Source organism: Janthinobacterium tructae, from assembly GCF_006517255.1.
Taxonomy (GTDB): domain Bacteria; phylum Pseudomonadota; class Gammaproteobacteria; order Burkholderiales; family Burkholderiaceae_D; genus Janthinobacterium; species Janthinobacterium tructae.
Window position 1 is genome coordinate 592,142 of record NZ_CP041185.1, and the last position, 21,971, is coordinate 614,112.

Annotated in this window: 23 protein-coding genes; 13 read left to right on the forward strand and 10 right to left on the reverse strand. The window is 61.0% G+C overall.

Annotation, left to right across the window (positions count from 1 at the left end; genetic code table 11):
- Nucleotides 1-23: 23 nt before the first annotated feature.
- The gene (locus FJQ89_RS02745) at nt 24-704 is read right to left on the reverse strand and encodes a lipid-binding SYLF domain-containing protein (RefSeq protein WP_243136552.1); all 681 of its coding nucleotides are present in this window, start codon (nt 702-704) and stop codon (nt 24-26) included.
- Nucleotides 705-1,275: 571 nt separating this feature from the next.
- Here FJQ89_RS02745 and phbB point away from each other — a divergent pair.
- Both phbB and FJQ89_RS02755 read left to right on the forward strand, forming a co-directional pair.
- Entirely contained in the window at nt 1,276-1,998 is a 723-nt protein-coding gene (gene phbB, locus FJQ89_RS02750; RefSeq protein WP_141168939.1) for an acetoacetyl-CoA reductase, read from the forward strand.
- Between the two features lie 72 nt (nt 1,999-2,070).
- Nucleotides 2,071-4,143: a [FeFe] hydrogenase, group A gene (locus FJQ89_RS02755; protein ID WP_141168940.1), complete on the forward strand. Its 2,073-nt coding sequence runs from the start codon at nt 2,071-2,073 to the stop codon at nt 4,141-4,143.
- Nucleotides 4,144-4,158: 15 nt separating this feature from the next.
- Here FJQ89_RS02755 and FJQ89_RS02760 read toward each other — a convergent pair whose 3' ends face one another.
- A complete protein-coding gene (locus tag FJQ89_RS02760; RefSeq protein ID WP_141168941.1) occupies nt 4,159-4,638 on the reverse strand; it encodes a putative glycoside hydrolase in 480 nt (159 codons plus the stop codon).
- A 274-nt stretch (nt 4,639-4,912) separates the two neighbouring features.
- Here FJQ89_RS02760 and FJQ89_RS02765 point away from each other — a divergent pair, with 274 nt between their 5' ends.
- The 5 genes from FJQ89_RS02765 to FJQ89_RS02785 all read left to right on the forward strand — a co-directional run bounded on the left by FJQ89_RS02765 (nt 4,913) and on the right by FJQ89_RS02785 (nt 10,172).
- Nucleotides 4,913-5,359 (forward strand): Hsp20/alpha crystallin family protein, encoded by a 447-nt coding sequence (locus tag FJQ89_RS02765; protein WP_141168942.1) that lies wholly within the window; start codon nt 4,913-4,915, stop codon nt 5,357-5,359.
- 178 nt (nt 5,360-5,537) lie between these two features.
- On the forward strand, nt 5,538-7,190 hold the full coding sequence (locus FJQ89_RS02770; protein WP_168208341.1) for a sensor domain-containing diguanylate cyclase: 1,653 nt from the start codon (nt 5,538-5,540) through the stop codon (nt 7,188-7,190).
- 187 nt (nt 7,191-7,377) lie between these two features.
- The gene (locus tag FJQ89_RS02775; RefSeq protein ID WP_141168944.1) at nt 7,378-7,623 is read left to right on the forward strand and encodes a hypothetical protein; all 246 of its coding nucleotides are present in this window, start codon (nt 7,378-7,380) and stop codon (nt 7,621-7,623) included.
- Nucleotides 7,624-7,857: 234 nt separating this feature from the next.
- Entirely contained in the window at nt 7,858-9,516 is a 1,659-nt protein-coding gene (locus FJQ89_RS02780; protein WP_141168945.1) for a PAS domain-containing sensor histidine kinase, read from the forward strand.
- A gap of 17 nt (nt 9,517-9,533) precedes the next feature.
- Entirely contained in the window at nt 9,534-10,172 is a 639-nt protein-coding gene (locus tag FJQ89_RS02785; protein ID WP_423245185.1) for a response regulator, read from the forward strand.
- 10 nt (nt 10,173-10,182) lie between these two features.
- Here FJQ89_RS02785 and FJQ89_RS02790 read toward each other — a convergent pair whose 3' ends face one another.
- Nucleotides 10,183-11,013, reverse strand: a complete 831-nt coding sequence (locus FJQ89_RS02790; protein ID WP_141168947.1) for a helix-turn-helix domain-containing protein — start codon at nt 11,011-11,013, stop codon at nt 10,183-10,185.
- A gap of 305 nt (nt 11,014-11,318) precedes the next feature.
- Here FJQ89_RS02790 and FJQ89_RS02795 point away from each other — a divergent pair, with 305 nt between their 5' ends.
- The 3 genes from FJQ89_RS02795 (at nt 11,319) to FJQ89_RS02805 (ending at nt 14,957) form a co-directional block, all read left to right on the forward strand.
- The gene (locus FJQ89_RS02795) at nt 11,319-11,957 is read left to right on the forward strand and encodes a response regulator (protein ID WP_141168948.1); all 639 of its coding nucleotides are present in this window, start codon (nt 11,319-11,321) and stop codon (nt 11,955-11,957) included.
- Nucleotides 11,958-12,060: 103 nt separating this feature from the next.
- Complete coding sequence (locus FJQ89_RS02800) at nt 12,061-13,419, forward strand: MBL fold metallo-hydrolase RNA specificity domain-containing protein (protein WP_141172591.1); 1,359 nt, start codon at nt 12,061-12,063, stop codon at nt 13,417-13,419.
- On the forward strand, nt 13,416-14,957 hold the full coding sequence (locus tag FJQ89_RS02805) for a thymidine phosphorylase family protein (protein WP_141168949.1): 1,542 nt from the start codon (nt 13,416-13,418) through the stop codon (nt 14,955-14,957). The genes FJQ89_RS02800 and FJQ89_RS02805 overlap by 4 nt, the downstream gene beginning before the upstream one ends.
- Before the next feature lie 41 nt (nt 14,958-14,998).
- Here the strand turns inward: FJQ89_RS02805 and FJQ89_RS02810 are convergent, their stop codons facing one another.
- From FJQ89_RS02810 to FJQ89_RS02825, 4 genes are all read right to left on the reverse strand, one after another.
- Complete coding sequence (locus tag FJQ89_RS02810; protein WP_071077645.1) at nt 14,999-15,442, reverse strand: universal stress protein; 444 nt, start codon at nt 15,440-15,442, stop codon at nt 14,999-15,001.
- Between the two features lie 109 nt (nt 15,443-15,551).
- Nucleotides 15,552-16,340 carry a Crp/Fnr family transcriptional regulator gene (locus tag FJQ89_RS02815; protein ID WP_141168950.1) on the reverse strand — a complete coding sequence of 263 codons (789 nt, stop codon included), beginning with the start codon at nt 16,338-16,340 and terminating at the stop codon, nt 15,552-15,554.
- 2 nt (nt 16,341-16,342) lie between these two features.
- Nucleotides 16,343-17,059: a Crp/Fnr family transcriptional regulator gene (locus FJQ89_RS02820; RefSeq protein WP_141168951.1), complete on the reverse strand. Its 717-nt coding sequence runs from the start codon at nt 17,057-17,059 to the stop codon at nt 16,343-16,345.
- Between the two features lie 83 nt (nt 17,060-17,142).
- Complete coding sequence (locus FJQ89_RS02825; RefSeq protein WP_141168952.1) at nt 17,143-17,874, reverse strand: lipid-binding SYLF domain-containing protein; 732 nt, start codon at nt 17,872-17,874, stop codon at nt 17,143-17,145.
- 289 nt (nt 17,875-18,163) lie between these two features.
- Here FJQ89_RS02825 and FJQ89_RS02830 point away from each other — a divergent pair, with 289 nt between their 5' ends.
- Together FJQ89_RS02830 and FJQ89_RS02835 are read left to right on the forward strand one after the other, a co-directional pair.
- Nucleotides 18,164-18,613 (forward strand): Hsp20/alpha crystallin family protein, encoded by a 450-nt coding sequence (locus FJQ89_RS02830; RefSeq protein ID WP_243136383.1) that lies wholly within the window; start codon nt 18,164-18,166, stop codon nt 18,611-18,613.
- Between the two features lie 40 nt (nt 18,614-18,653).
- Nucleotides 18,654-19,298 (forward strand): SagB/ThcOx family dehydrogenase, encoded by a 645-nt coding sequence (locus tag FJQ89_RS02835; protein WP_205704557.1) that lies wholly within the window; start codon nt 18,654-18,656, stop codon nt 19,296-19,298.
- A 36-nt stretch (nt 19,299-19,334) separates the two neighbouring features.
- Here the strand turns inward: FJQ89_RS02835 and FJQ89_RS02840 are convergent, their stop codons facing one another.
- Nucleotides 19,335-19,703 carry a hypothetical protein gene (locus FJQ89_RS02840; protein WP_141168953.1) on the reverse strand — a complete coding sequence of 123 codons (369 nt, stop codon included), beginning with the start codon at nt 19,701-19,703 and terminating at the stop codon, nt 19,335-19,337.
- Between the two features lie 155 nt (nt 19,704-19,858).
- A complete protein-coding gene (locus tag FJQ89_RS02845) occupies nt 19,859-20,329 on the reverse strand; it encodes a pyridoxamine 5'-phosphate oxidase family protein (protein WP_141168954.1) in 471 nt (156 codons plus the stop codon).
- Between the two features lie 256 nt (nt 20,330-20,585).
- On the opposite strand from FJQ89_RS02845, the gene FJQ89_RS02850 reads away from it, so the two are divergent.
- Nucleotides 20,586-21,197 carry a hypothetical protein gene (locus FJQ89_RS02850; RefSeq protein ID WP_141168955.1) on the forward strand — a complete coding sequence of 204 codons (612 nt, stop codon included), beginning with the start codon at nt 20,586-20,588 and terminating at the stop codon, nt 21,195-21,197.
- Nucleotides 21,198-21,241: 44 nt separating this feature from the next.
- On the opposite strand, the gene FJQ89_RS02855 is transcribed toward FJQ89_RS02850, so the two are convergent.
- Nucleotides 21,242-21,886 carry a BON domain-containing protein gene (locus FJQ89_RS02855; protein WP_141168956.1) on the reverse strand — a complete coding sequence of 215 codons (645 nt, stop codon included), beginning with the start codon at nt 21,884-21,886 and terminating at the stop codon, nt 21,242-21,244.
- Nucleotides 21,887-21,971: the final 85 nt, after the last annotated feature.

Here is a 21,971-nt window from a genome sequence, read left to right on the forward strand (position 1 = left end):
GTTCAATCTCAGGCATTGTGGACTTATTTCGGCATTGCCGACGCTTCGCTCAGCGCTTGTTGCAAGGGCAGGGCGTGCGGATCTTCAATGTTTCCTGCAGCAAAATCCTTTGGCGACAAGCTGCGTCCGTAAAAGGCATCGGTCAACTGCTGGTTGAATCGGATGTCGCTCAGTCCCACGGCCACGACATCGCCAAACAGGCCTTTTGTTCCGCTCCAGGCCACGACGTCGCCGATGCCGACCGTGCCCTGCGCCATTTTCCTCCAATTGACCACGGTCAGGCCCGCTGCGGCGTTGAGGGAAAAGTTATTTTTCTTCATGACCGCGTTGATGGCTTTATCATTGTTCAAGACCATCACGAGGGGGCCGCCTTCGGCGCCGGCCTGTAAACCCAGCGTCAAGCCGCCCAGGTTGTAGAAGGCGGGTCCGCCCCAGCTGCCATCGGGACGCCTGACGAGCAGCAGTCCGCCGCCCCCTTGAGCACCCACCCCCAGCGCGGCGCGGCCATACGACGGAATGATCAACATGCCCTTGGCTTGTTGCAGCAATGGCTGTATGCGCGCATCGGCCTGCAACTGGTGTACCACAGGAATGGCGGCTTCAACGCGCTTGTTGGCGCTCTCCATCGCCTTGCTGGCGAGATCGGGCGCACTGCTTTGCTTGCTGTCGCTTTGCGCCACAGCGCCCCCCGACGCCAGCAGCATGAACAAACAGGCAGCGGCGGCCTGGCGATAGTGATTCTCGATGGACATGGCAATTCCCTCCGTAGTGGGTGCTGATTTGTGCTCACGATGTGACCGTTCATCATGCTAGCGCCGCTTGTCCATCATTGACCATGATCCAGATCACTGTTCCTGGTCGAGCAAGGCCGTGCACCGCATGCGCCGGGGGCATTTCTCTAGATTGCAAGGTCTTCAGATCCGCTCGATATTCGAGCGTTCCGGATAGGCTTGTCAAGCGGTGTCATCCTGATAGTGGCGGTCTTCGCACTGCCAGTCGGAGACCGGTCACAAGCGCTACCGCATCTCGCATCATGACGATGCCCCTTGTGATCAGGGCCTTGAAGATTGCCCCATGCCGCCGCGTATTGCCCGTGCCGTCAGGCCGCGACCAGTCCATTTAGTCTGAGAGGGATTGATCTATGTCATACAGCGCCAGTGACGTGACTGCCCGCAGTCGCGTACATTGGATGGCAGTCGCTCCGTTTGCCTGCATGAGCGCGTCGAGCGAAGCTGGCCTAACATTGACCGGATTGCCTCCATGGGAGTAGTCTTCATGCAACGAACCGCACTCGTCACTGGTGGCACCCGAGGCCTGGGCAAAGCCATCTCCCTCGCATTGCAAGCGGGCGGCCACCGGGTCGCCGCCGTCTACCACTGCAATGCGGACGCTGCCAGCACCTTTTCCGAGGCGACAGCGATTCCCGTGTTCCGATGGGATGTCAGCGATTTCAACGCCTGCCGCGACGGCATCGCCACCGTGGAACAGCAACTGGGCCCCATCGATATCCTGGTCAACAATGCCGGCATCACCAGCGATGCACTGTTGCACCGCATGGACCCGGATCAGTGGTGGCAGGTCATCAATACCAATCTCGGCTCGATGTTCAATATGTGCCGCCATGTCATGGAAGGCATGCGGGCGCGCGAGTTCGGCCGTATTGTCAATATCAGCTCCGTCAATGGCGAGAAGGGGCAGCTAGGGCAGGCCAATTACGCCGCCGCCAAAGCCGGTATTCTCGGCTTTAGCCGGGCGCTGGCGCTGGAGGGGGCGCGCAAGCAGATCACGGTCAACGCGGTCGCTCCCGGCTATTGTGATACCGACATGGTGGCCGAGGTCGCCCCCGATGTCTTGCAAAAAATTATCGCTGGCATCCCCGTTGGCCGGCTCGGCACGCCCGAGGACATCGCGCGCCTGGTCGCATTCCTGGCCGACGACGCCAGTGGCTTCATCACGGGGGCAACCTTTGATGTCAATGGCGGCCAGTACATGGGCTAGCGTTAGCCGTCGCCGGGCAAGCGCCCGGACGCGCTGCAGCGGCATTCTTGCTGTGCGCGGGGAGTGGTTCGCATGATCTCGCTGACGGTCAATGGACGGCCTGTTGACGTCGAAGAAGGCGCGACCTGCCTCGATGCCGCGCGGCACGCTGGCGTGCATATTCCCACGCTTTGCTACTATCCGCGCTTGCCCACCCATGCCGTGTGCCGCATGTGCCTCGTGCATGTGGCCGGCCAGCCGCAGTCGCTGCCGGCCTGCATCACGCTGGCAAAAGCAGGCGACATTATCGAAACGGCATCGAACGACCTGCTCGCCTTTCGCGCCATGGATGCGCAATGGCTGCTGGCGCGCCATCCGAACGATTGCCTGCGCTGCGAAGTCAACGGGTCTTGCCGCTTGCAAAGCCTGATCAGTGAAAATCAATGGGAAGAGCGCTGGGAAAAGATGCCGCGCGGCTCGGTGACGCATCCCGGGCACCGCTTGATCGATCATACCTCGCCGAGTATCTGGCGCGACTTGTCAAAATGCATCGAATGCGGCCTGTGTGTGGAAGCGTGCGGCGCGTCGGGACAGCAGCAATACGTGATCGGCTTTGCCGAACGCGGCTCGGGGCGCTTGCCGGTGACGGTATTCGACCATACCCTGGCCAATACTCAATGTATTTCCTGCGGTCAATGTACGCTGGTCTGTCCCGTCGGGGCGCTCGTCGAGACGCCGCACTGGCATGCGGTGCTGCACACCCTGGATGCGCACAAGCGTGTTTGCGTGGTGCAAGTGGCGCCCGCCACCCGCGTTGCCATCGGCGAAGAATTCGGCATGCAGGCCGGCACGGTCAGTACGGGAAAAATGATCAATGCCTTGCGACAACTTGGTTTTGACTACGTGTTCGACACCAATTTCGGCGCCGACCTGACGATCATGGAAGAAGCCAGCGAGTTGCTGGCGCGCATCAAAGGGCAGGCAGGAAACGCGCAGCCCTTGCCCCTGTTCACTTCCTGTTGCCCGGGATGGGTGAACTGGGTGGAAATCAACCGGCCCGACCTGCTGGCGCACCTGAGCACGACCAGGTCGCCGCAGCAAATGCATGGCGCCCTGGCGAAGCGCAGCGCCTTCGCGCGTTCGCTCGGTCCCGCCTTTGCCGAGGGCAGGGAGGAGCCTTATGTGGTCAGCGTCATGCCCTGCACGGCCAAGAAGGACGAGGCGGTCCGGCCCGGCTTGTCCGGCGACGTCGACCATGTCCTGACCACGCGGGAGCTGGCCAGGATGATCAAGTCGCGCGGCATCGCCTTCCATGCGCTGGCCGACGATGGCGCATTCGACGATCCTCTGGGGGAAAGCACGGGCGCCGCGCAGATCTTCGCCGTGTCGGGTGGCGTGATGGAAGCGATGCTGCGCAGCGCCGCCCATTTGCTCGGCAGGCCGGAGGCGCTGGCGCTGGAATGGCAGCCACTGCGCGGCATCGGGCCGGGGATCAGGACAGCGCAGATCGCCGGCTTGGGGACGGTCGCCATTTGCAATGGCATCGCTGCGGCACAGCATCTGCTGGAGGGGGAAGCCTGGCGCGATCAATTCGTCGCCATCGAGGTCATGGCCTGCGTCGGCGGCTGTCTGGGGGGCGGTGGCGAGCCAAAATCGATGGATCCCCAGGTGCTGGACAAGCGCATGCGGGCGATTTACGAACTCGACAGGCAGGCGGCGCGGCGCAGTGCGCATGAAAACCGGGCCGTGCAGACCTGGTACGCCACTGAGCTGCAGGAACCGCATGCCGTCCAGGCGCGCGCGCTGCTGCACACAAGCTATGCCGCGCGCAATTCCCGGCGCCTGCTGCTGATGCAATTTCTCGATTGCGTGGACCGGCGTGACGGCGCGCAGGCGGCGGCCCTGCTGCATCCCGATGCGTCGTGGTCGACGGCGTCACCATTCGGCGACGTTCACGGCGCCAGCGCGATCCAGGCGCTGATCGAGACCCAGTTGCCTCCACGCAAGTTTGGACCGGCGTTCGCGCGGCACCGGATGGTAGCGGCTGCCGATGTGGACGACCTGGCCGTCATCACCCCGACGGGCGAGCTGTGCAGTTTCAGCGTGGAGGTCGATCGCAGCCGGTCACCGATGGTGATCAGCAGGCTGGTGCGCACTGTACTCTAAGGAACGATGGCGTTGCTAGTGCGGGTGCAGGCCATCGGCGGTATACGTATTGCGCGGGCTCCAGAGCATCCACCCATCGCTGCCGGCCGATTCGGCAGCGTCGATCTGTGCCCTTATTTCGGCCGCGCCGAACACGCGCTTGTCAAACGCATAGTCGCGGAAAGCCTGCCGCCATGGGCGGAACCGCAAGGGAGAGATGCGGGTGCGCGCGATGGCATGGCGCAAGGTCAGGTAGACGATTTCGCCCGGATGCGCGACGGGATCGGGATAGCCGGGAATGCCGAATTGATAGCCGGAGGGGTACCGCATCGGTGCGAGGTAGTCGACAACGCCGGCCAGGCTCGTCAATTCCTGGCCTATATTGGTGTCGTTCTTGTTCCACGCGACATAGCCGAAGATGTCGACCGAGAGGAAGACACTGTAGCGCGCCAGGCGCTTGCGGGCAGCTGTCACATCGACACCAGGAATGGTGGGACGACAGGCCAGTCTATCCATTCGCGTGGCGTGGCTCACTGACTTGAATCACGGTCTTGCGAGCGAAATGGTGGTATGCGGCATGCTCGTTGCACTCAAGCCATTGCCACGCAGGCAAGGCGTCAGCCGCATGTCCAGGTATTTCTTCACGGCATCGCACGTGACGAGCACCTTGCTGGGGTAGCAGAATGATACGCGCGCCGTTTGATGTGCATCATTCATTTTCCTGTGGAAAATCAATATCATAAGTTCACGCACCTATCCCGGTGCCGGTAACCACGGAGGGAACTTTATCATGGCTAACCATCTGACTCGATTCGATCCATTTTCTGACATCGCCCGCTTCGAAGCCCTGAACGGCATCGAGGACTGGTTCCGCGATTTTCAGCTTCGGCCCGCCCTGCGCGATTGGAACGTGGAGCCGCGTATCAAGCTCGATGTGTCGGAAACGGATGTGGCGTACACCGTGAAGGCGGAGATTCCTGGCGTGAAAAAGGAAGACATCAAGGTGGATGTGGAGGGCGGTGTCGTGTCGATCACGGCCGAATTGAAACACGAGAGTGAAGTGAAAACCGGCAAGCTGCTGCGTACGGAGCGCTCGTACGGCGAACAGCGCCGCAGTTTTACGCTGGCGCATGATATCGACGATGCCAAGGTGGTCGCCAGTTATGCCGACGGCGTGCTGAGCCTCAGTTTGCCGAAAAAGAGCGGCAAGGAAAGCAAGCACATCCCGATCAGCTAGTGCTGTTGCCCGGCTACCGCAGGACTATCCCGGCATGCATGCCAGCGCACATTCCTGTGACCAATGTGGCTACGGCTAGCCACCGTGCCCTTCGGATGATGCTCACTCCCGCCTTCGCCGCGTATCGTCACCGTCTTCGTGTTGCTGCATGTCCATACCGAGTAAAAAGGGCGAGTCTATGTCTGCTACGGTGCGTTCCGCCGCCCATCCAGGGTGGCTTGTTTTCCGGAGTTTTTCCCTGGTCGCGTTGGCGACTGGATGTGTAGTGCTGGCATGCCTGTTTATCCTGGCAATCCAGTTGTCGACGATATGGCACGCGCGCGAAGTGCGCTTGCACGAAGCGGGCGACGCGGCTGCGAATGTCAGCCAGGCTGTCGCACAGCATGCCTACGATACGCTCAAGGAGGTCGATACGCTGTTGCTTGGACTGGTCGAGCGCGGCGACATATTGGGGCCATCAGACGTCGATCGTTCCCGTCTGCAGGCGTTGTTGAGCAGCCGTGTCGCTGAACTTCCCCAATTGCAGGCAATCATCGTGTATGCCGATGACGACAGGGTGCTGATCAGTTCCGGTAGCGGCATGCCAGCCTATGCCGATAGCGCCGGCAATGAATATCTTGGCCACCATCGTCAGCATAGTGAGTTGCAGCCGTATATAGGGATGGGGGCGGGAAAGCAGGCAAATGGTGACTCGATTATGGGGGTGTCGCGCAGAATCAATCTTCCCGACGGGCGCTTCGGCGGCGTTGTGCTGGCAACCGTCCGCCTCGACTATTTCAGGAAGTTCTACGAGGAGTTTTCCATCGGTGAGCAAGGGGCGATCCTGATGCAAAGCGCTGCTGGCCGTATCGTGCTGAAAAGGCCATTTGATGGAGACGTGTCAGAAATTGAGACACGGCCATCGCCTTTTTTTTCGGAAGCCCTGGCGGCGGTGAAGATCAAGGAAACGCGCGCCAGCCAGGGACAAGATGGGAAATCAAGGATCATCAGTTATCGTAAAATCACCGAATATCCATTGGTCGTGTTGACTGCCTTGTCACAGGATGAAGCCTTGAGGGGCTGGCGTAATGATGGCTGTTTGCAAATTTCGGCGTTGAGCGCCCTGATCCTGCTCATCGGATTTTTGGGCTGCCGCATGATCAGGCAGCTGACTTCGCGCCTGATCATCGAGGAGGAATTCAAGGAGTCGAGCGATGAATTAAAAGAATCGAACCAGTTGCTGACGCACCTCGCCCTGCAGGATGGCTTGACGGGCCTGGCAAATCGACGCAGTTTTGATGACGCATTGCTTGTGGAGTTCAGCCGTGCCCAGCGCGCAGGAAATTCCCTGGGCCTGATGATGATCGATGTGGATTTTTTCAAGCAATATAACGACATTTATGGCCATGTGGCTGGCGATGAATGCTTGAAAAAAATTGCCCGCGTGGTCGCGACGGGCATGCGCAGGGCGGGCGATCTGGCGGCACGCTATGGCGGCGAGGAAATGGTCCTGTTATTGCCAGGATCGGATATCGACGGAGCCGTATCGCTTGCGGAAACCATACGTCATGGCATAGAGAATGTAGGCGTTCCCCATATCGGCAGTCCCCTGTGCAAGGTGACGGCAAGTATCGGGGTGGCGGTGTTCTCCCTGATCAAAATGGAAACGATGGCCGTTACGCTGCTCAATGCCGCCGACCATGCCCTGTACAAGGCCAAGGCCTCGGGGCGCAATAACGTCTGCACCTGCGATTCGCGCGAAAAGAAGTTCTCCCGCACAAATGCCGTTGAAATCAATGAGAACTGGTGCCAGGAATATGTGGGACAGGCAGACGCGCGCCTGGAGCATTAGCGACGGTTGCCAGGCTCAGTTATTCACCTCATTGATGTAGATCATTCATCCCCCGTGACTGTACCTGGTGGTAACGATACAGTACACATCAGCAAGCACCACATTCTCCCTTCGCCGGCAAAGGCGTGGGTCGACCCAAGGCAGCGTCCGGCTTACCGGGCAAATGCACAACGACAGGAAGCTCTCCATGCATGCAGATATCTGGATAGTTCGGAACGGTAGTGATTATCTCTTGTTGCACGGCCATTTGCGCCTGCATTCCACCTTGAACGGTAGCGGCGCCGCCTTTGTCGAGGTGGCGCACGAAGGTGTCGTCAAGATTACACGCGTCTCGGGCTGTCTTCAGGTCGATTCTGGCAATGCACTGTCGCCACTTTGTATCCAAAAAGCAACAGTCAATGCCATGTGGGAAAACTTGTCCAACGCTTGGTGACGGGCAGGGGCCTGGCGCCCCGCAGCGCCGGGCGATTGTCTCGATCCACGCTGCGCATTCTGGCTGCCTGTTGGGCAAAAAAAACGGCGTTTTTCTTTCGCTACTATTACTCAGCTCGCTATTGCGCTAATATAAATTATGATTGTTGGTTAGTACACACCATCCACGAGCCTTGCCAAGACGTGATGCTGCAGGGGGAGACAACTTGTTAATGATGGGTATGGTCAACTAATTATGGGTGCGAAGCGAAGAAAGTATTTTGCCGTACCGTTTCAGACTGAGCAATATTGGCTTTCATTGCGTCAGCATGCGGAGCAGCGGCTGAAAGTAAAACAGGGATCGTCCAGGCGTCTCTCGCATGAGCGTTATCCCGCGTCTCTGCAAGCAACGCAGCGCGAGATGAGCGTGCGCGAGATCGAGCTGGAAATGCAGAACGATGAGCTGCGCGTGGCGCAGGCTGCCTTGAAAAGTACTGGCGAATTGTATAACCGCTTGTATGACCAGGCGCCCGTCGGCTATGTCAGCATGGATGCCCGCGGCATCATCATCCAGTCGAATCTCACCGCCTCGGTCCTGCTGGACATTGCGCCGGAAATGCTGCCTGGCCAGCCGTTCACGCGATTCATTTTTCCTGATGACCAGGATATCTTTCACTTCTTGCGCCAGCGCCTGCGCGACGGCAGCGCATCGTGCTCGGCCGTACTGCGCATGAAAAAGGGCGAGGGTGCCACATTTTCAGCCATGGTGGAGGCCAAGCTGAGCCAGGAACATTTCGGGCCAGGCGTCGTGTTGTTGGTACTCACTGATATTACCGAGCGCACCGTGGCGGCGGCGCAACTGCATGCCAGCGAAGAGCGATTTCGCGGGGTGTTTGAAAACGCCACACTTGGCATGATCATTGCTGACATGCAAGGCAGCTGGGTGAACGTAAACCGTGCGCTGTGCGAGATGCTGGGCTACACGGGGCCGGAACTGCTGGAGAAGGGCTACCTGAAACTGACGCATCCCGACGACGTTGCCAACAGCGTGCAGTTCGGGCAACGCCTGTGCAGCGGCGAGATCGGCAGCTATCGCATCGAGAAACGCTACCTGCACAAGGATGGTACTGCCATCTGGACCGTGCTCAGCGCCACGACGGTGTGCGATGCAAGCGGGCTTACCCGGCAGTATGTGGGCATGGTGGAAGATATCAGCGCGCGCAAGCTGGCATTGGACACGCTGGAACTCTCGCATGAGAAACTGCGCCAGTTTATTGTCCACCAGGAGCGCGTGAAGGAAGGGGAGCGTATTCGCGTTGCCAGGGAAATGCACGACGAACTCGGTAGTGTCTTAACTGGGGTCAAGGCCCACCTTTCCGTTGCCCGGATACATGACCAGCGCAATGGCGGCACTTTGCAACCCCGGCTTGATGATGCCTGTTCCTTGCTCGATACGGCGACCGCCGCCGTGCGCAGGGTGATTACCGAACTGCGGCCCAGCGTACTCGACCAGCTTGGTGTCTGGGCAGCGCTGGAGTGGCACGCGGAGGAGGTCTGTGCCAGAGCGGGACTCATTCTCCACATCCGCATTCATCCTGACACGGCGCTGCTGGAGATCGACCCCGAGCGCAGTACCGCCTTGTTCCGTATCTTGCAGGAAGCGCTCACCAATGTCGTCCGCCATGCCTGGGCAACACGGGTCGATGTGCGTGTCAGCCATGCGTCTTCATCGATCCGCATGGAAGTGGAGGACGATGGCAAGGGCATGGATTGCGACAGTCTGTTGACGGCCAACTCCTGGGGATTGGCGGGCATGCGCGAGCGCGCCCATCATTTTGGCGGCGATATCCGTTTCATGGCCGTCGCGCATGGCACCTTGCTGGTCTTGCAGTTGCCGATACGGGAGGGCGCATGAGAAGCGGAAAAATCAGGGTGCTGCTGGTGGACGACCATGTCGTTGCCCGCAACGGCATTCGGCTGATGCTGGGCACGGATGATGGCATCGAAGTCGTGGCCGAGGCCGAAACTGCGCGCGCGGCCTTGTACATGCTGCAGGCACAGGCATTTGACGTTGCGATTGTCGACATCGGCCTGCCCGATCAGAATGGCTTGCAGTTGCTCAAGCAAATGCGCCGCGAACAGCCACGCCTTGCCGTGCTGATGCTGTCCATGTATGCCGAGACGGTATATGCTGTGCGAGCCCTGCAATACGGCGCCGCCGGCTATCTGACCAAGAACTGCAATGCGTCCGTACTGCTTGGGGCGGTACACAAGGCCGCCTCCGGAGGGAAATACGTCAGCTCGGCGGTGACGGAAGATCTCGCCGACATGATCAGTGGCAGCAGAATGGCCTGGCACGAGACACTGTCGGACCGCGAACTGGAAGTCCTGCGGCTGCTTGCCGCTGGAGAAGACCTGGCTGATATCGCGAAAATATTACATTTGAGCATTAATACCGTGGGCACTTACCGGACCCGCCTGTTGGAAAAGACGCGCGCCAAGAACAATGTGCAGCTGACGCGCTTCGCCATCGAGCATGGCGTCGGTCCGCCGATTCTTGGCGGCGCTTAGCCAGCGCTGCTCAAGCCTGGTTCGCTGTCCTTGACATGGCAGTCAGTATCGCCGTGGTCTGCTTCGTGAACGATTCCAGGCTCGCCACTGTTGCCATGCTTTCGCCGTTGGCCAGCGCCACGATGGCGGCATGGTTGAGGATATGCAGATCTTTGCCGTCCGTGCTGATCCAGCCCTGGCGGCGGAACTTCGACATCAGGCGGCTGACGCTTTCCATCGTCAAGCCTATATAGTTCCCGATGTCTTCACGCGACATCAGCACCGTGAAGTCATGGCGCGAGTATCCCCTGGCAGCGAAACGGCTCGACAGATCCAGCAGGAAGGTGGCAAAACGATGCTCGGCCGAGCTGCCCAGGAAGCGCATGACGCGCTGGTCGCGATTGATTTCCTCGCTCAATAGACGGTGGAAATGTTGTTGTAGCGCTGGAATGCTGGCGCATAGTATCTGCAGCTGGGCAAAGGGAACTTCGCAGACCTCGCTATCCTCGAACGCCATCGCATTGCTGTCATGAATGCCGGTACTGATGGCGTTCAATCCCAGAATTTCGCCTGCCATATGAAAGCCCATCACATGCTGTTTGCCATGGGCGTTATCGCGGAAGGTCTTGAACTGGCCGCCGTGAATAATGTACAGACAACGAAAAGGCTCGCCTACCCTTAGCAGCAACTCATTGCGCTCCACCCAGTGCCGTTTGCCTATTATTCTATCGACCTGAGCGACGCTACGCTCGTCCAGGCCGTATGGCAGGCAGCGCTGCTTGGAACTGCATTTCGTGCAGGTGTTGCCGCTAGTGTAATTTTTCGCTGGTACCGATTGACTGGTCGAGAGTTGGGTGTTCATGTCTTCCCCTTATTGTTGTTCATGGTTTGCATCAATGTTTTGTTTTTCTGACTACATGCTTAATAGTATGTGCGCGCACATGCACCGTGCATATCAGACTTACCCCCTGCCTTGCGTAGCAATTTCCTCACACGATTGTGCAGGGGAACCCCTACGCGCGTTCTTTGCCGGTACGCATGGGCTTTGTCCGCCGCGCAGTTGCGGCGGTTTCAGCCGTGCGTTGACGCCGCCAGCCGTTGGGCGCAGAATCAAATGCATGAGAATCATCGACTCGCGCTAGGTTAGGCATGTTCAGGACGTCAGTCATGGAAGCGAAAAACATTCGGGTGCTCTTGGTTGACGACCATGCCATCGCGCGCAATGGCGTGTCGCTGATGCTGGGCACGGCAGCGGACATTTGCGTTGCCGCCCAGGCGGCATCGTTTGACGACGCTACGGAACGCATTGCTTCCGAGGAATTCGATGTCGCCCTCGTTGACATTGCCATGCCCGGGAAGAGCGGTTTGCAACTGTTGCAAATGCTGCGCTTGACCAGGCCGCGCATGCCAGTGGTGCTACTCAGTCATTACTCGGAGGAAGTGTATGGCTTGCGGGCGCTGCATTTGGGGGCAGCTGGCTACCTGACCAAGGATGTTTCAGCCGAAGTGCTGGTGCAGGCCGTGCGCAAGGTGGGATCGGGAGGGAAATATGTCAGCGCGGCAATGGCGGAACGGCTGGGAGTGCTGGTTGCGCAGGGGGCGCTGGTTGCGCACGAAGAGCTGTCCGAGCGCGAACTGCAAGTGTTCCAGCGCATCGCTGCGGGGCAGTCGCTGGTGCAGATCGGCGCGGCATTGAATTTGCGCCCGAATACCGTCACGAGCTACCGCGCACGCGTTCTGAAAAAGATGAACATGGCATGTAACGCCGAGTTGACCCGCTATGCGCTGGAACTTGGCATGCTGTAGGTTGCCCAGGGCTCTGTGGGGAAAAGAACCCGCGTGACACGCGCGCCATGGGGCCGGACGTTCAGTAGCGACTGGACGTTGTGCGGGTAACTTGGGGGCGATGATGAAACTGACGTTTTTGGGCGCGACGGGGACGGTCACTGGTTCGAAATATTTGCTTACCAGCGGGAATGAGCGGATTTTGGTCGATTGCGGCCTGTTTCAGGGGTATAAGCAGTTGCGCTTGCGCAACTGGGCGGGCTTGCCGCTGGCGCCCGCCGAGATCAGTGCGGTCGTGCTCACGCATGCCCACCTGGACCACAGCGGTTACCTGCCGCTGCTGGTGCGCGACGGCTTTCGCGGCAAGATTTATGCGAGTGCCGCGACGTGCGACCTGTGCCGCATCATCTTGCCCGATAGCGGCCGCCTGCTGGAGGAGGAGGCCGAGTACGCGAATCGTCACGGCTTCAGCAAACATCATCCCGCCTTGCCCTTGTACACCGAGGCCGATGCCATGCTGGCGCTGGAGCAGCTCTCCCCCGTGGCGTTCGGCCAGCCCTTCTGCATCGGTTCATCCTTGCGCGTGGAACTGCAGCATGCCGGGCATATCCTGGGCGCGGCCAGCGTGCTGCTGCAGGGGGAGGGCATCCGGGTGGTCTTTTCCGGCGACCTCGGGCGTCCGAACGATGTGCTCATGGCGCCGCCCGAACCCTTGCCGCAGGCTGACTATCTGGTGGTGGAATCGACCTATGGCGACCGGCGCCATGACGCCAGCGACGCCATCGAACTGCTGGGCAAGACCATCAGCGAGACTGCCGCGCGCGGCGGCGTCACGATCATCCCCGCCTTTGCCGTCGGACGCGCGCAGACGATACTGTATGACGTGCATCTGCTCAAGCAGCGTGGCGTCATCCCGGCGCTGCCCGTTTACCTGAACAGCCCCATGGCGGTGGATGCCACCATGCTGTACCGCCGCTATCCGCACGACCACCGCCTGACGCCGGCGCAGTGCGAAGCCATGTCGCATGCGGCCACGATCGTCAACAGTGCGCAGGAGTCGATCGAGCTGAACCAGCGTCGCCTGCCGATGGTGATCATCGCCGCCAGCGGCATGGCGACGGGCGGGCGCGTGCTGCACCATCTGAAGGCGTTCGCGCCGGATCGCCGCAACAGCATCCTGTTTGCCGGTTTTCAGGCTGGCGGCACGCGCGGCGCCACGCTGGTCGCTGGCGCTGACGCCGTCAAGATCCATGGCGAGTATGTGCCTGTCCGTGCCACCGTGCGACAAATCAGCAACCTGTCCGCGCATGCCGATGGCGATGAATTGATCGCCTGGATGGCGCCATTGCGCCACGCGCCGCGCCACACCTTCATCACCCATGGCGAGCCGGATGCCGCCGAAGCGCTGCGCCGGCGCATCGGCGAGCAACTGGGCTGGGCATGCAGTGTCCCGGCGTATGGCGATGAAGTGACGTTGTCATGACGCGCCGCGCTCCGTCCCTGCGGCGCACAGCGGCGGCGGCATCGGCGTTGCGCTTGCGGCGCCTCGGCATCGACACCTACCAGGAAGCCATCGCCTATATCCGCAGCGATAGTCCTGTGTGCAAGGCGGAAGGCTTCGAAGCGCGTTCGCGGCTGGAACTGTGGTGCGGCGAGCGCCGGATCGTCGCGACCCTGAATGTCGTGCATTTCCCGTTGATCGACATGGATGAAATCGGCCTGTCGGAGGCCGCCTGGGCGGCATTCGGGCAGGCGGACGGGCAGTTGGTGCAGGTTGGCCATGCGCCGGCAGTGGAATCGTTCTCGGCCGTACGTGGCAAAATCTATGGCCGTCCCTTCGGCAACGAGGCTATCACGGCCATTATCAATGACATCGCCGCTGGCGCGTATTCGGACATCGAACTGGCGACGCTGATCACGGCGTGCTCGGGAAGCCGGCTCGACCTGGCCGAAACGGCGGCATTGACCATGGCCATGGTCCGCGCGGGGCAGCGCCTGCAGTGGGATGCCCCTGTCGTGGCGGACAAGCATTGCATCGGCGGCTTGCCGGGCAACCGCACCACGCTGCTGGTGGTGCCCATCGTTGCAGCCTGTGGCTTGCTGATACCCAAGACGTCCTCGCGCGCCATCACCTCGCCGGCAGGGACGGCCGATACGATGGAAACCCTGGCGCCCGTCGAATTGACGGCCCAGCAGATGCACCGCGTGGTGGAGCAGGAGGGCGGCTGCATCGCCTGGGGCGGGGCGGTATCGCTGAGCCCGGTGGATGACCTGCTGATCCGCGTGGAGCGGCCGCTGGGTCTCGACAGCGACGGCTTGCTGGTGGCGTCCATCCTGTCGAAGAAAGCGTCGGCGGGCGCCACGCATGTGCTGATCGACATGCCGGTGGGGCGCACCGCCAAGGTCCGCTCGCCCGAGGCCGCGGCGATCCTGGCCGCGCGCCTGGTGGAGGTTGCCCGCAGCCTGGGCATGGTGCTGCGCGTGCAGATGAGCGATGGCGCGCAGCCTGTTGGGCGCGGCATCGGTCCGGCGCTCGAAGCGTTCGACGTGCTGGCCGTGCTGCAAAATCACGGCGGTGCGCCGGAGGATTTGCGCCAGAGGGCCCTGGCGCTGGCCGCAGGCTTGCTGGAGCTGGCCGGCAAGGCGTCCCAGGGCGCTGGCATGGCCATGGCCTCCGCGGCCCTGGACAGTGGCGCCGCCTGGCGCAAATTCCAGGCCATCTGCGCCGCCCAGGGCGGGATGCGCGAGCCGCCGCGCGCAGCCTTTACGCAGCCATTGTGCGCGCTGCACGCTGGCACGGTCATGGCCATCGACAACCGCCTGCTCGCCCGGACGGCCAAGCTGGCCGGCGCGCCCAAGACGCCGGCGGCAGGCATGGTGTTTCATGCACCGCTGGGCACGCTGGTGGCCGTGGGGCAGCCGCTGTTCACCCTGCATGCCGGTTCCCCCGGCGAACTCGCGTATGCACTCGCCTATGCGCAGGCGCAGGATAATCTCGTCACGATCGGCGAAGCGGGGTAAGCGCCAGCCAGGCCGGCGCTGGACAAGGCTTCCGCCTGCGCTCAGGCGGCGCGAAAGACCAGTACCGGTAGCGGGCTGTGCACGAGGACCTTGTGTGTTTCGCTTCCCAGCAGCACACCTCTCAAGCCGAATTTGCTATGCGTGCCCATGGCGATCAGGTCGCAGCCGTTTGCCTCGGCCGTCTCGAGTATTTTTTCGTGGGGGTGATCGGAGCGCGTCAGGAAGGTACCGCATTCGACGCCGGCTTCGCGCGCCTGTCCGCAGACGAAATCGAGCACTTTCTTGCCGTTCTCCATGCTTTCTTCCTGATAAGTTGCGCGGGTCGCCTCCAGCATCTCCGTATCATGGCTGAGGACGTGAAATTCGGGCACCACATGTAAGGCAGTAATGCGCGCGCCGCACGAGCGCGCCAGCGCGATAGCCGACAGCAGCGCAGGCCGCGAGGCGGGCGAACCATCCGTTGGAACCAGTATGTGCTTGAACATGGTGCTCTCCCCGAACGTGTTGTGGAGCGTCCAGTGTGCCGTTGCTACTGCAGAGTAACCATGATCCAGATCATTCTGGCGATAGCAAATGTATGCCGGGCATGGTCTGTCATGCCGGCTGATGCGCGGCATTGTCGCTTGCGGTGCCCGCGCCTCCCTTCGATGCAGGATGCTGCCCTGCGGCAATCTGATGCAGGCCAGGGCGGTCGAGCAGGCGAAGCTGACGATATCGGACGCCGATGATGCCGAGTCCCTGCAGGCGCGAGATCATGCGCGTGACGGTGGCATGCGTCACGTCCAGGTAGTCGGCAATTTCCTGGCGTGACAAGTCCAGGTGCAATTCAAGCATGTGATCGTCCTGGTAGCTGCGTTTCCAGGCCTGGTGCGACAGGAACTGCGCGAATTTCTGTTCCGCATAATCACACCGCACCAGCAGCGCCTGCTGTTGCGCCAGTTGCTTGCTCAGCCGGCATTCCAGCGAACGCGCAAGGTCAGGAAAGTGCCGCGCCGCCTCAACGAGTTGCGGATAGGAAAACTCGCACACCGTGCTATCGCAGAGCGCCGTCGTTGAGTCGGTGTAGCGATCGAGGTCGAGGCTGTCGAGTCCCAGCAGTTCGCCTGCACTGGCGAATCTGGTAATGCACGGTTTTCCATGCTGGTCTGCCTGAAAGGACTTGAACTGGCCACTGCGAATGGCGTACCAGCGACCGTGCACCGGTTCATTGACACCTTGCAAGGCATCTCCCCGCACCAGGCGATGCTGCTGCAGCACCAGGCCGCTGACCCTGGCGCAATCCGCGTCGCTCATGCCTGCTGGCAAACATACGCCGCGCGCATTGCACTCGCAGCATGAAAGAGGAGAGGCCGCATCGCTGGCGGAACTGGAGGTCTCGTACATGATTAACTCGTCGAAGAGTGGCTGAAGGCCAGCGGATGCTGGGCGGCATGCAGGGGGGCGGGGTGCGCGGCAGTGGCGATCAGTTCCATTGCGCTGGCGTCGAGGAGCGCAATGTAGCGGTTTTCCAGCAAGATGAGGCCGGTCTGCTTGAAGTGATGCATGACCCTGCTGACGCTCTCCGGCGACAGGTGCAGGTGGTTGCCGATGTCACAGCGCGACATGGGCAAGCGATAGCGTGGCGGCGCGCCCTCCAGCCTGCTGTGCCGCCTGGCCCGGTCGAGCAGAAAGGCGGCCAGTCGCTGTTCGGCCGTGGTGTTATGCCATTGCACGGTGCTCGTGCGCATTTCCCGAATGCCGAGTGCGAGCAGGCGATGCAATATGGTCAGCTGTTGGCGCAAGACGGCGCAGCTGATCGCATACACTTCACTGTCTTCCAGCGCCACTGCAGTACAGGCATGCCTGTCAAGCCCGATACTGTCGAGCGCAAGGAAGTCCCCGCTGGCAGGGAAACCGGTGATTTTTCTTTCCCCCGTCTCATCCGTACGATAGTGCTTGAAACTGCCGGCGTGTATGAAAAACACATAGTCGGCGACGGGATCACCGGCGCGATACAGGCTGGCATTGCGCCTGAGCCACTGGCGCTGGCCACCGACGGCGTGATCGGGCAACAGCTGCGCATGGGGAAATGCGCGGGCGGCAAGTGTCGTGTCGTTATGCATCAGATCCTCGCATGCCAGGGCGCGCAACCCTGCGGCCTGAGCACCAAGATAGTGAGGGAAGTCATGGCCTCATGCTCCTGCCGCTAGCGGTCCGGCGCACTGGCTGTCGCAAGCGCTTGCTGCAGCCCTTGTGCCTGGTCATTGCTGACATGGTCCGCCAGCACGTCGCTGGCGGACAGCGTACGGTGGTAGTAGGCGTCGGTCAATTGTTCGTCGTAGCGGATATCGTCCACACTGACTGCGACCGCATCGGCGAACAGGCCTTTCGCGCTCGACCAGGCGATCACATCGCCCTTGCCAACGGTTGCGCGTGCCACTTTTTTCCAATTGCGGACAGTCAATCCTGCATCCGCACTGACGGAAAAGCTGCTGCGCTGCAGGAATTGCTGCATGGCACGGTCGTTGAGCAACACGAACACGAATGGTCCCGCTTCCACGCCGGCCTGCAGCCCGATGCCCAATGTGCCCAGTTTGAAGAATGCGGGAGCGCTCCAGCTGCCGTTCTCCCGCTTGCGCAGCAGCACGCCGGTGCCGCCGCTGGCGCCAATGGCCAGCGCCGCGCGGCGGTAGGAGGGCAGAATGAAGACTCCTTTCGACCAGCGCAGCGCTTCCGTCATCAGCGTATCCTTTTCCAGCAAGGCCACGGCAGTGCGCGCGTTGTCGACATGCTGATTTGCCATCGCTTGCAATTGCACTTTTGCGATTTCCTGGTCGGACGCAAGTCCCTCCTTCGGCTGGGTCAGGGCGAGCATGGGAGCGCAGGCGAGCAGGGTGCCGCACAGCAGGCTGCCAAGCGGTTTCATATGGGCAATCATGGCCTTACTCCTGTTTTAGAGGGACAACTGTCTTTCACACTACAGGCAGGCAGCCACCACTTGCCATGATCTGTATCAATCCCGTGCTCGAATCGTGTCGGGCAGCCGCTGTGCCATCGGCGATGGCTGTCAACTGCGCCCGGCCTGCGTCCGCAGATTAGCGTCGCTCTTGATATCGATCATTTTTCAAGCAGACAGGCGCAAGCTGGCCCTTTATAGTGACTTTGGGTACACGCTTGCCGCTGCCCGGATTTCACTTGCGGCATCAATTTTTTCAGGAGGCAAAGAGATGGCTCACCATATGACGCATTTTGATCCGCTCAGCGACATCGCAAGGTTCGATCCCTTGCGCAGCATGGATGATTTCTTCAAGGATATGGGTTTCAAGGATGCGCTCAAGGATTTCGCCCGCCCGTCGCCGATCCGGCTCGACGTCACGGAAAACGAGCAGGCTTACCTGATCAAGGCTGAATTGCCAGGCTTTAAGGTGGAAGACATCTCGGTCGATATCGATGGCAACCGCGTTGCGATTTCGGCCGAAGCGAAGCAGGAACACGCCGAGGGCAATGGCCAGAAAGTCGTGCGCCGCGAGCGCTATGTGGGACAGTATTTCCGCAGTTTCTCCCTGGGACAGGACATCGACACCGCCACGTCCACCGCCAGATACCGTGACGGCGTGCTCGATCTGGAGCTGCGCAAGCTGGTCGGCGGCAGTGCGAAGCGCCTGCAAATCAGTTAAGGCAAGAATGGACAGCCGATTTTCAGGTAAGGGAGGGAAAGTGAAAAAAAATGTACTCACAAGCGAACCTTTGCCGTTGATGGGGCCGGGAACGTTCGAACTCGATGCCGACATCAGTGCCCTGGGCATGGCCTTCATCGAGGTGTTGAAATTGCGCCAGTCGCAGCGCGATTTCAGCGAGCGCGAGCTGTCCTGGTACCGGCTGTCGCGCCTGCTGTGGGCCGCCGATGGCTGCAACCGCCCCGGCACGGGCCATCGAACGGCGCCATCGGTCTGCAATGCGCAGGAAATTGACATCTATGTCGCCATGTCCAGCGGCCTGTACCGATATGATCCGCTTGCGCCGTCATTGCGCCAACTGAGCGGCGTCGATATCCGGGCCGTAACGGGCAAGCAGGATTTCGTGGCGACGGCGCCCGTCACCCTGCTGTACGTCGCCGATTTGTCGCGCATGCCGCCCGAGGAGCAGGCCAGGCAGTTGCTGTTTGCCGCCCTCGATGCGGGCCACATCAGCCAGAACGTGTACCTGTTTTGCGCCGCCGAGGGTCTGGCGGTGGTATCGCGTGGCTGGTTCGACCAGGGGGAGCTGGCCGCGGCCATGGGTCTGACGGATGGACAGCACGTGATGCTGGCGCAATCGCTAGGCTATCCGCTGGCTGTCGCGGCGCCACCGCGCTACTCCTGAGTAGCGGGCCGGCTGGGGCGGGCATGCCGCCCAGGCCTAGGGCGCACCGATTTTCTGCCACTGTTTGTAGCCGTCATAGAGGGATGAACTGCCGCCTTCCACCATGTTGCGCTGCATGTCGAGCAGGATGGCGAGCAGATTGACGCGGTAATCGTTGCCCAGCGTACACTGCGCTTTCAGACTGGCCGGATCGAACGCGGACAAGTGGGTGGCGCCTTTCTGTTGCACGCACTGCAGCAGCGTGTTCATGTTGGCCTGTGACAGGTCCTGCAGATAACGCAGGGACAGGCGCGCTGCGTCGGCGCCATTGTCGAGCGTGTGCTGCGCCATCGCATTGTAGCGATCAAGCAAGCTGCTGCTGCCCGAAGTGAGCAGGTTGGCAAATTTGATGTTGATGTCGGGCATGTTGGCTCTCCGGCGTTGGCGTGTCGCGGCACGCAGGGTCTGCAGGAAACGCAGTGATGACGTCAGTGTAGTAAACGCCATCCTTAGCGGAAGGCAGGCAATTGATGCGTATCAAGCGCAGCAATAATCTGCAAGGCCCGGTGACGCACCATGTTTCAGCTGACGGCAAATAATTCGGTGTGGCCGAAACCCAGTTCATAGTTCAGCAAGGAAATGACGCTTGGCTTGATGCGCAGGAAGACGAGGCCCGGCCACGGCGCGGCTGTGCTGGCCCCCATGACGTCGCGCAGCTGCGGAAAGCGAAACAGCATCAGGTCGGCCACCTGCTCGGTTTCGCTGGCGCTGTCAACCAGGGCAGCCGTGCCCGCCATGGACAGGCCGCGGATATGCTGCCAGTCCTGGTACGCGGGGGTAATGGCCAGCGAGACCTTGTCATGCTGGCGGATATTGTGCGCTTTCTGGCTGTCCAGCCCGATGCAGCAATACAGCGTCAGCTTGTCGTGCACGTAACTGACCACCGTCGTCTGAGGATAGCCATCCGGACGCACGGTGGCCAGGGCCATGTCCGGCGTGGCAGCGAGGACATCGGCAATGAACTGGCGATGGGATGAGTCCAGCGGCATCATGGTAATTCCTTCACGCAATGCACGGTGGGCGCGTTGCGCCCGTACTTCCAGAGTAGGAAGTTGCACAGCGTTTGGCAATGCGCCAGATCATGTGCCTGCGACATTGTCCGCACAGAAATACCGCCGATGCCAGCGATTTGTAGCGCCTATGTTGATATGCCTCAACTGGCCCGGCAGACAACGTTATACGGACGCGCTACAGTGGACAGGTAGCAGCGTACACATGCTGCCCTGACTACATTGAGGTGCGGCAGCCATGACACAGCGTAATCGCGAACGGCAGGCGCGGATCGAGCAGCTGGAGCAGGCGCTGCGACACGATGGGCGGCAGCGGGAAACCGTAGCGCCGTGCGCTATGACGCACTGCCGTCTGCTCGATGCCAGTGTGCCGGCGCAGCAGGCGGAGCGTGTGCAAACGGGGCTGCTTGCCTATCTGTGGCATGCCGAATGGCGCCATATGCTGTCCGTGCCGTTCATTTACCTCGTTGCCGTTCCCCTTGGCATGCTGGACCTGTCCATCAGCCTGTACCAGCTGGTCTGTTTTCCGCTGTACCGCATCCCCCGTGTACGGCGGCGTGATTTTTTCGTGTATGACCGCGGCAGGCTGGCTTACCTGAATGTGCTGGAGAAACTCAATTGCCAGTACTGCGCCTATGCCACCGGCTTGCTCGCCTATGCCCGCGAAGTGGTAGGGCGCACCGAGCAATACTGGTGCCCGATCAAGCACGCCAGGCACGCGGACGGCGCGCTGCCAGGGCATGCCCATGTCTGCCGGTTTGTCGCCTTTGGCGATGCGGATGCCTATCGCCAGCAGCTGGAACCGCTGCGCCAGGAGCTGGCAGATCCCGGCAAGGTCGATAATGCATGACGCCGGCCACTGTGGCCAGGCGCCACGCCAAGCGTGCGGACGCTTCAGCTGCCAACCTGAAGCTGGTTCGTGACGGCGGTGATGCCGGGCGCCATCCAGGCCGCGCGCTCGACCTCGTCGCGCTCAGTCCAGGAACGCACCTTGCCGCTCAGGATGACCGCATCGCCTTCCGCCTCGACCTTGATGCCGCTGGCCTCGATGAGGGCGCTGCGCTTGAGGGCCGCCTGGATGCGCGCCTTGATATCGGCCGGGATGGCCTTGTGGCTGATCTCGATGGCGCTCTCGATGCTGCGTATGCCATGGACATGGCGCAGTGCCAGTTGCGCGTGCTCGCGCTGGTAGTTCCAGTCCACCGTGCCTTCCAGCCTGACATGGCCGTGTTCGACGATGACCTTGATCGTTTTCGACGATACGGGCAGTTGCAGCGCGATGGCGGCGATGGCATCGTGGGCAATTTCCGCGTCCAGCCGCGAGTGGGGGCGCACCTCGATGTCGTTGGCCACGCCCAGCACGCCAGACAGGCATTGCGTGTCGCGCTCGGCGTGCAGCTTGTGGCTGTAGGCGTGCACAAAGCCCGATAGCGTGACGACGTGGTCGTTGACCGAGACGCCGATATGAGTGGGATCAAGACGCGGGTCCCACAGCAGTTCCTGCTCGACTTGTGTCTTGATGTCGTTGTCGGTAATCATGAGTGCGCTCCCTGGCGGATAAAAAATTGTTTGCTGCTTGCGTCACGGCGTCAGCGGTGCGCAAGCAGCCTGGCGGCGACGCCGC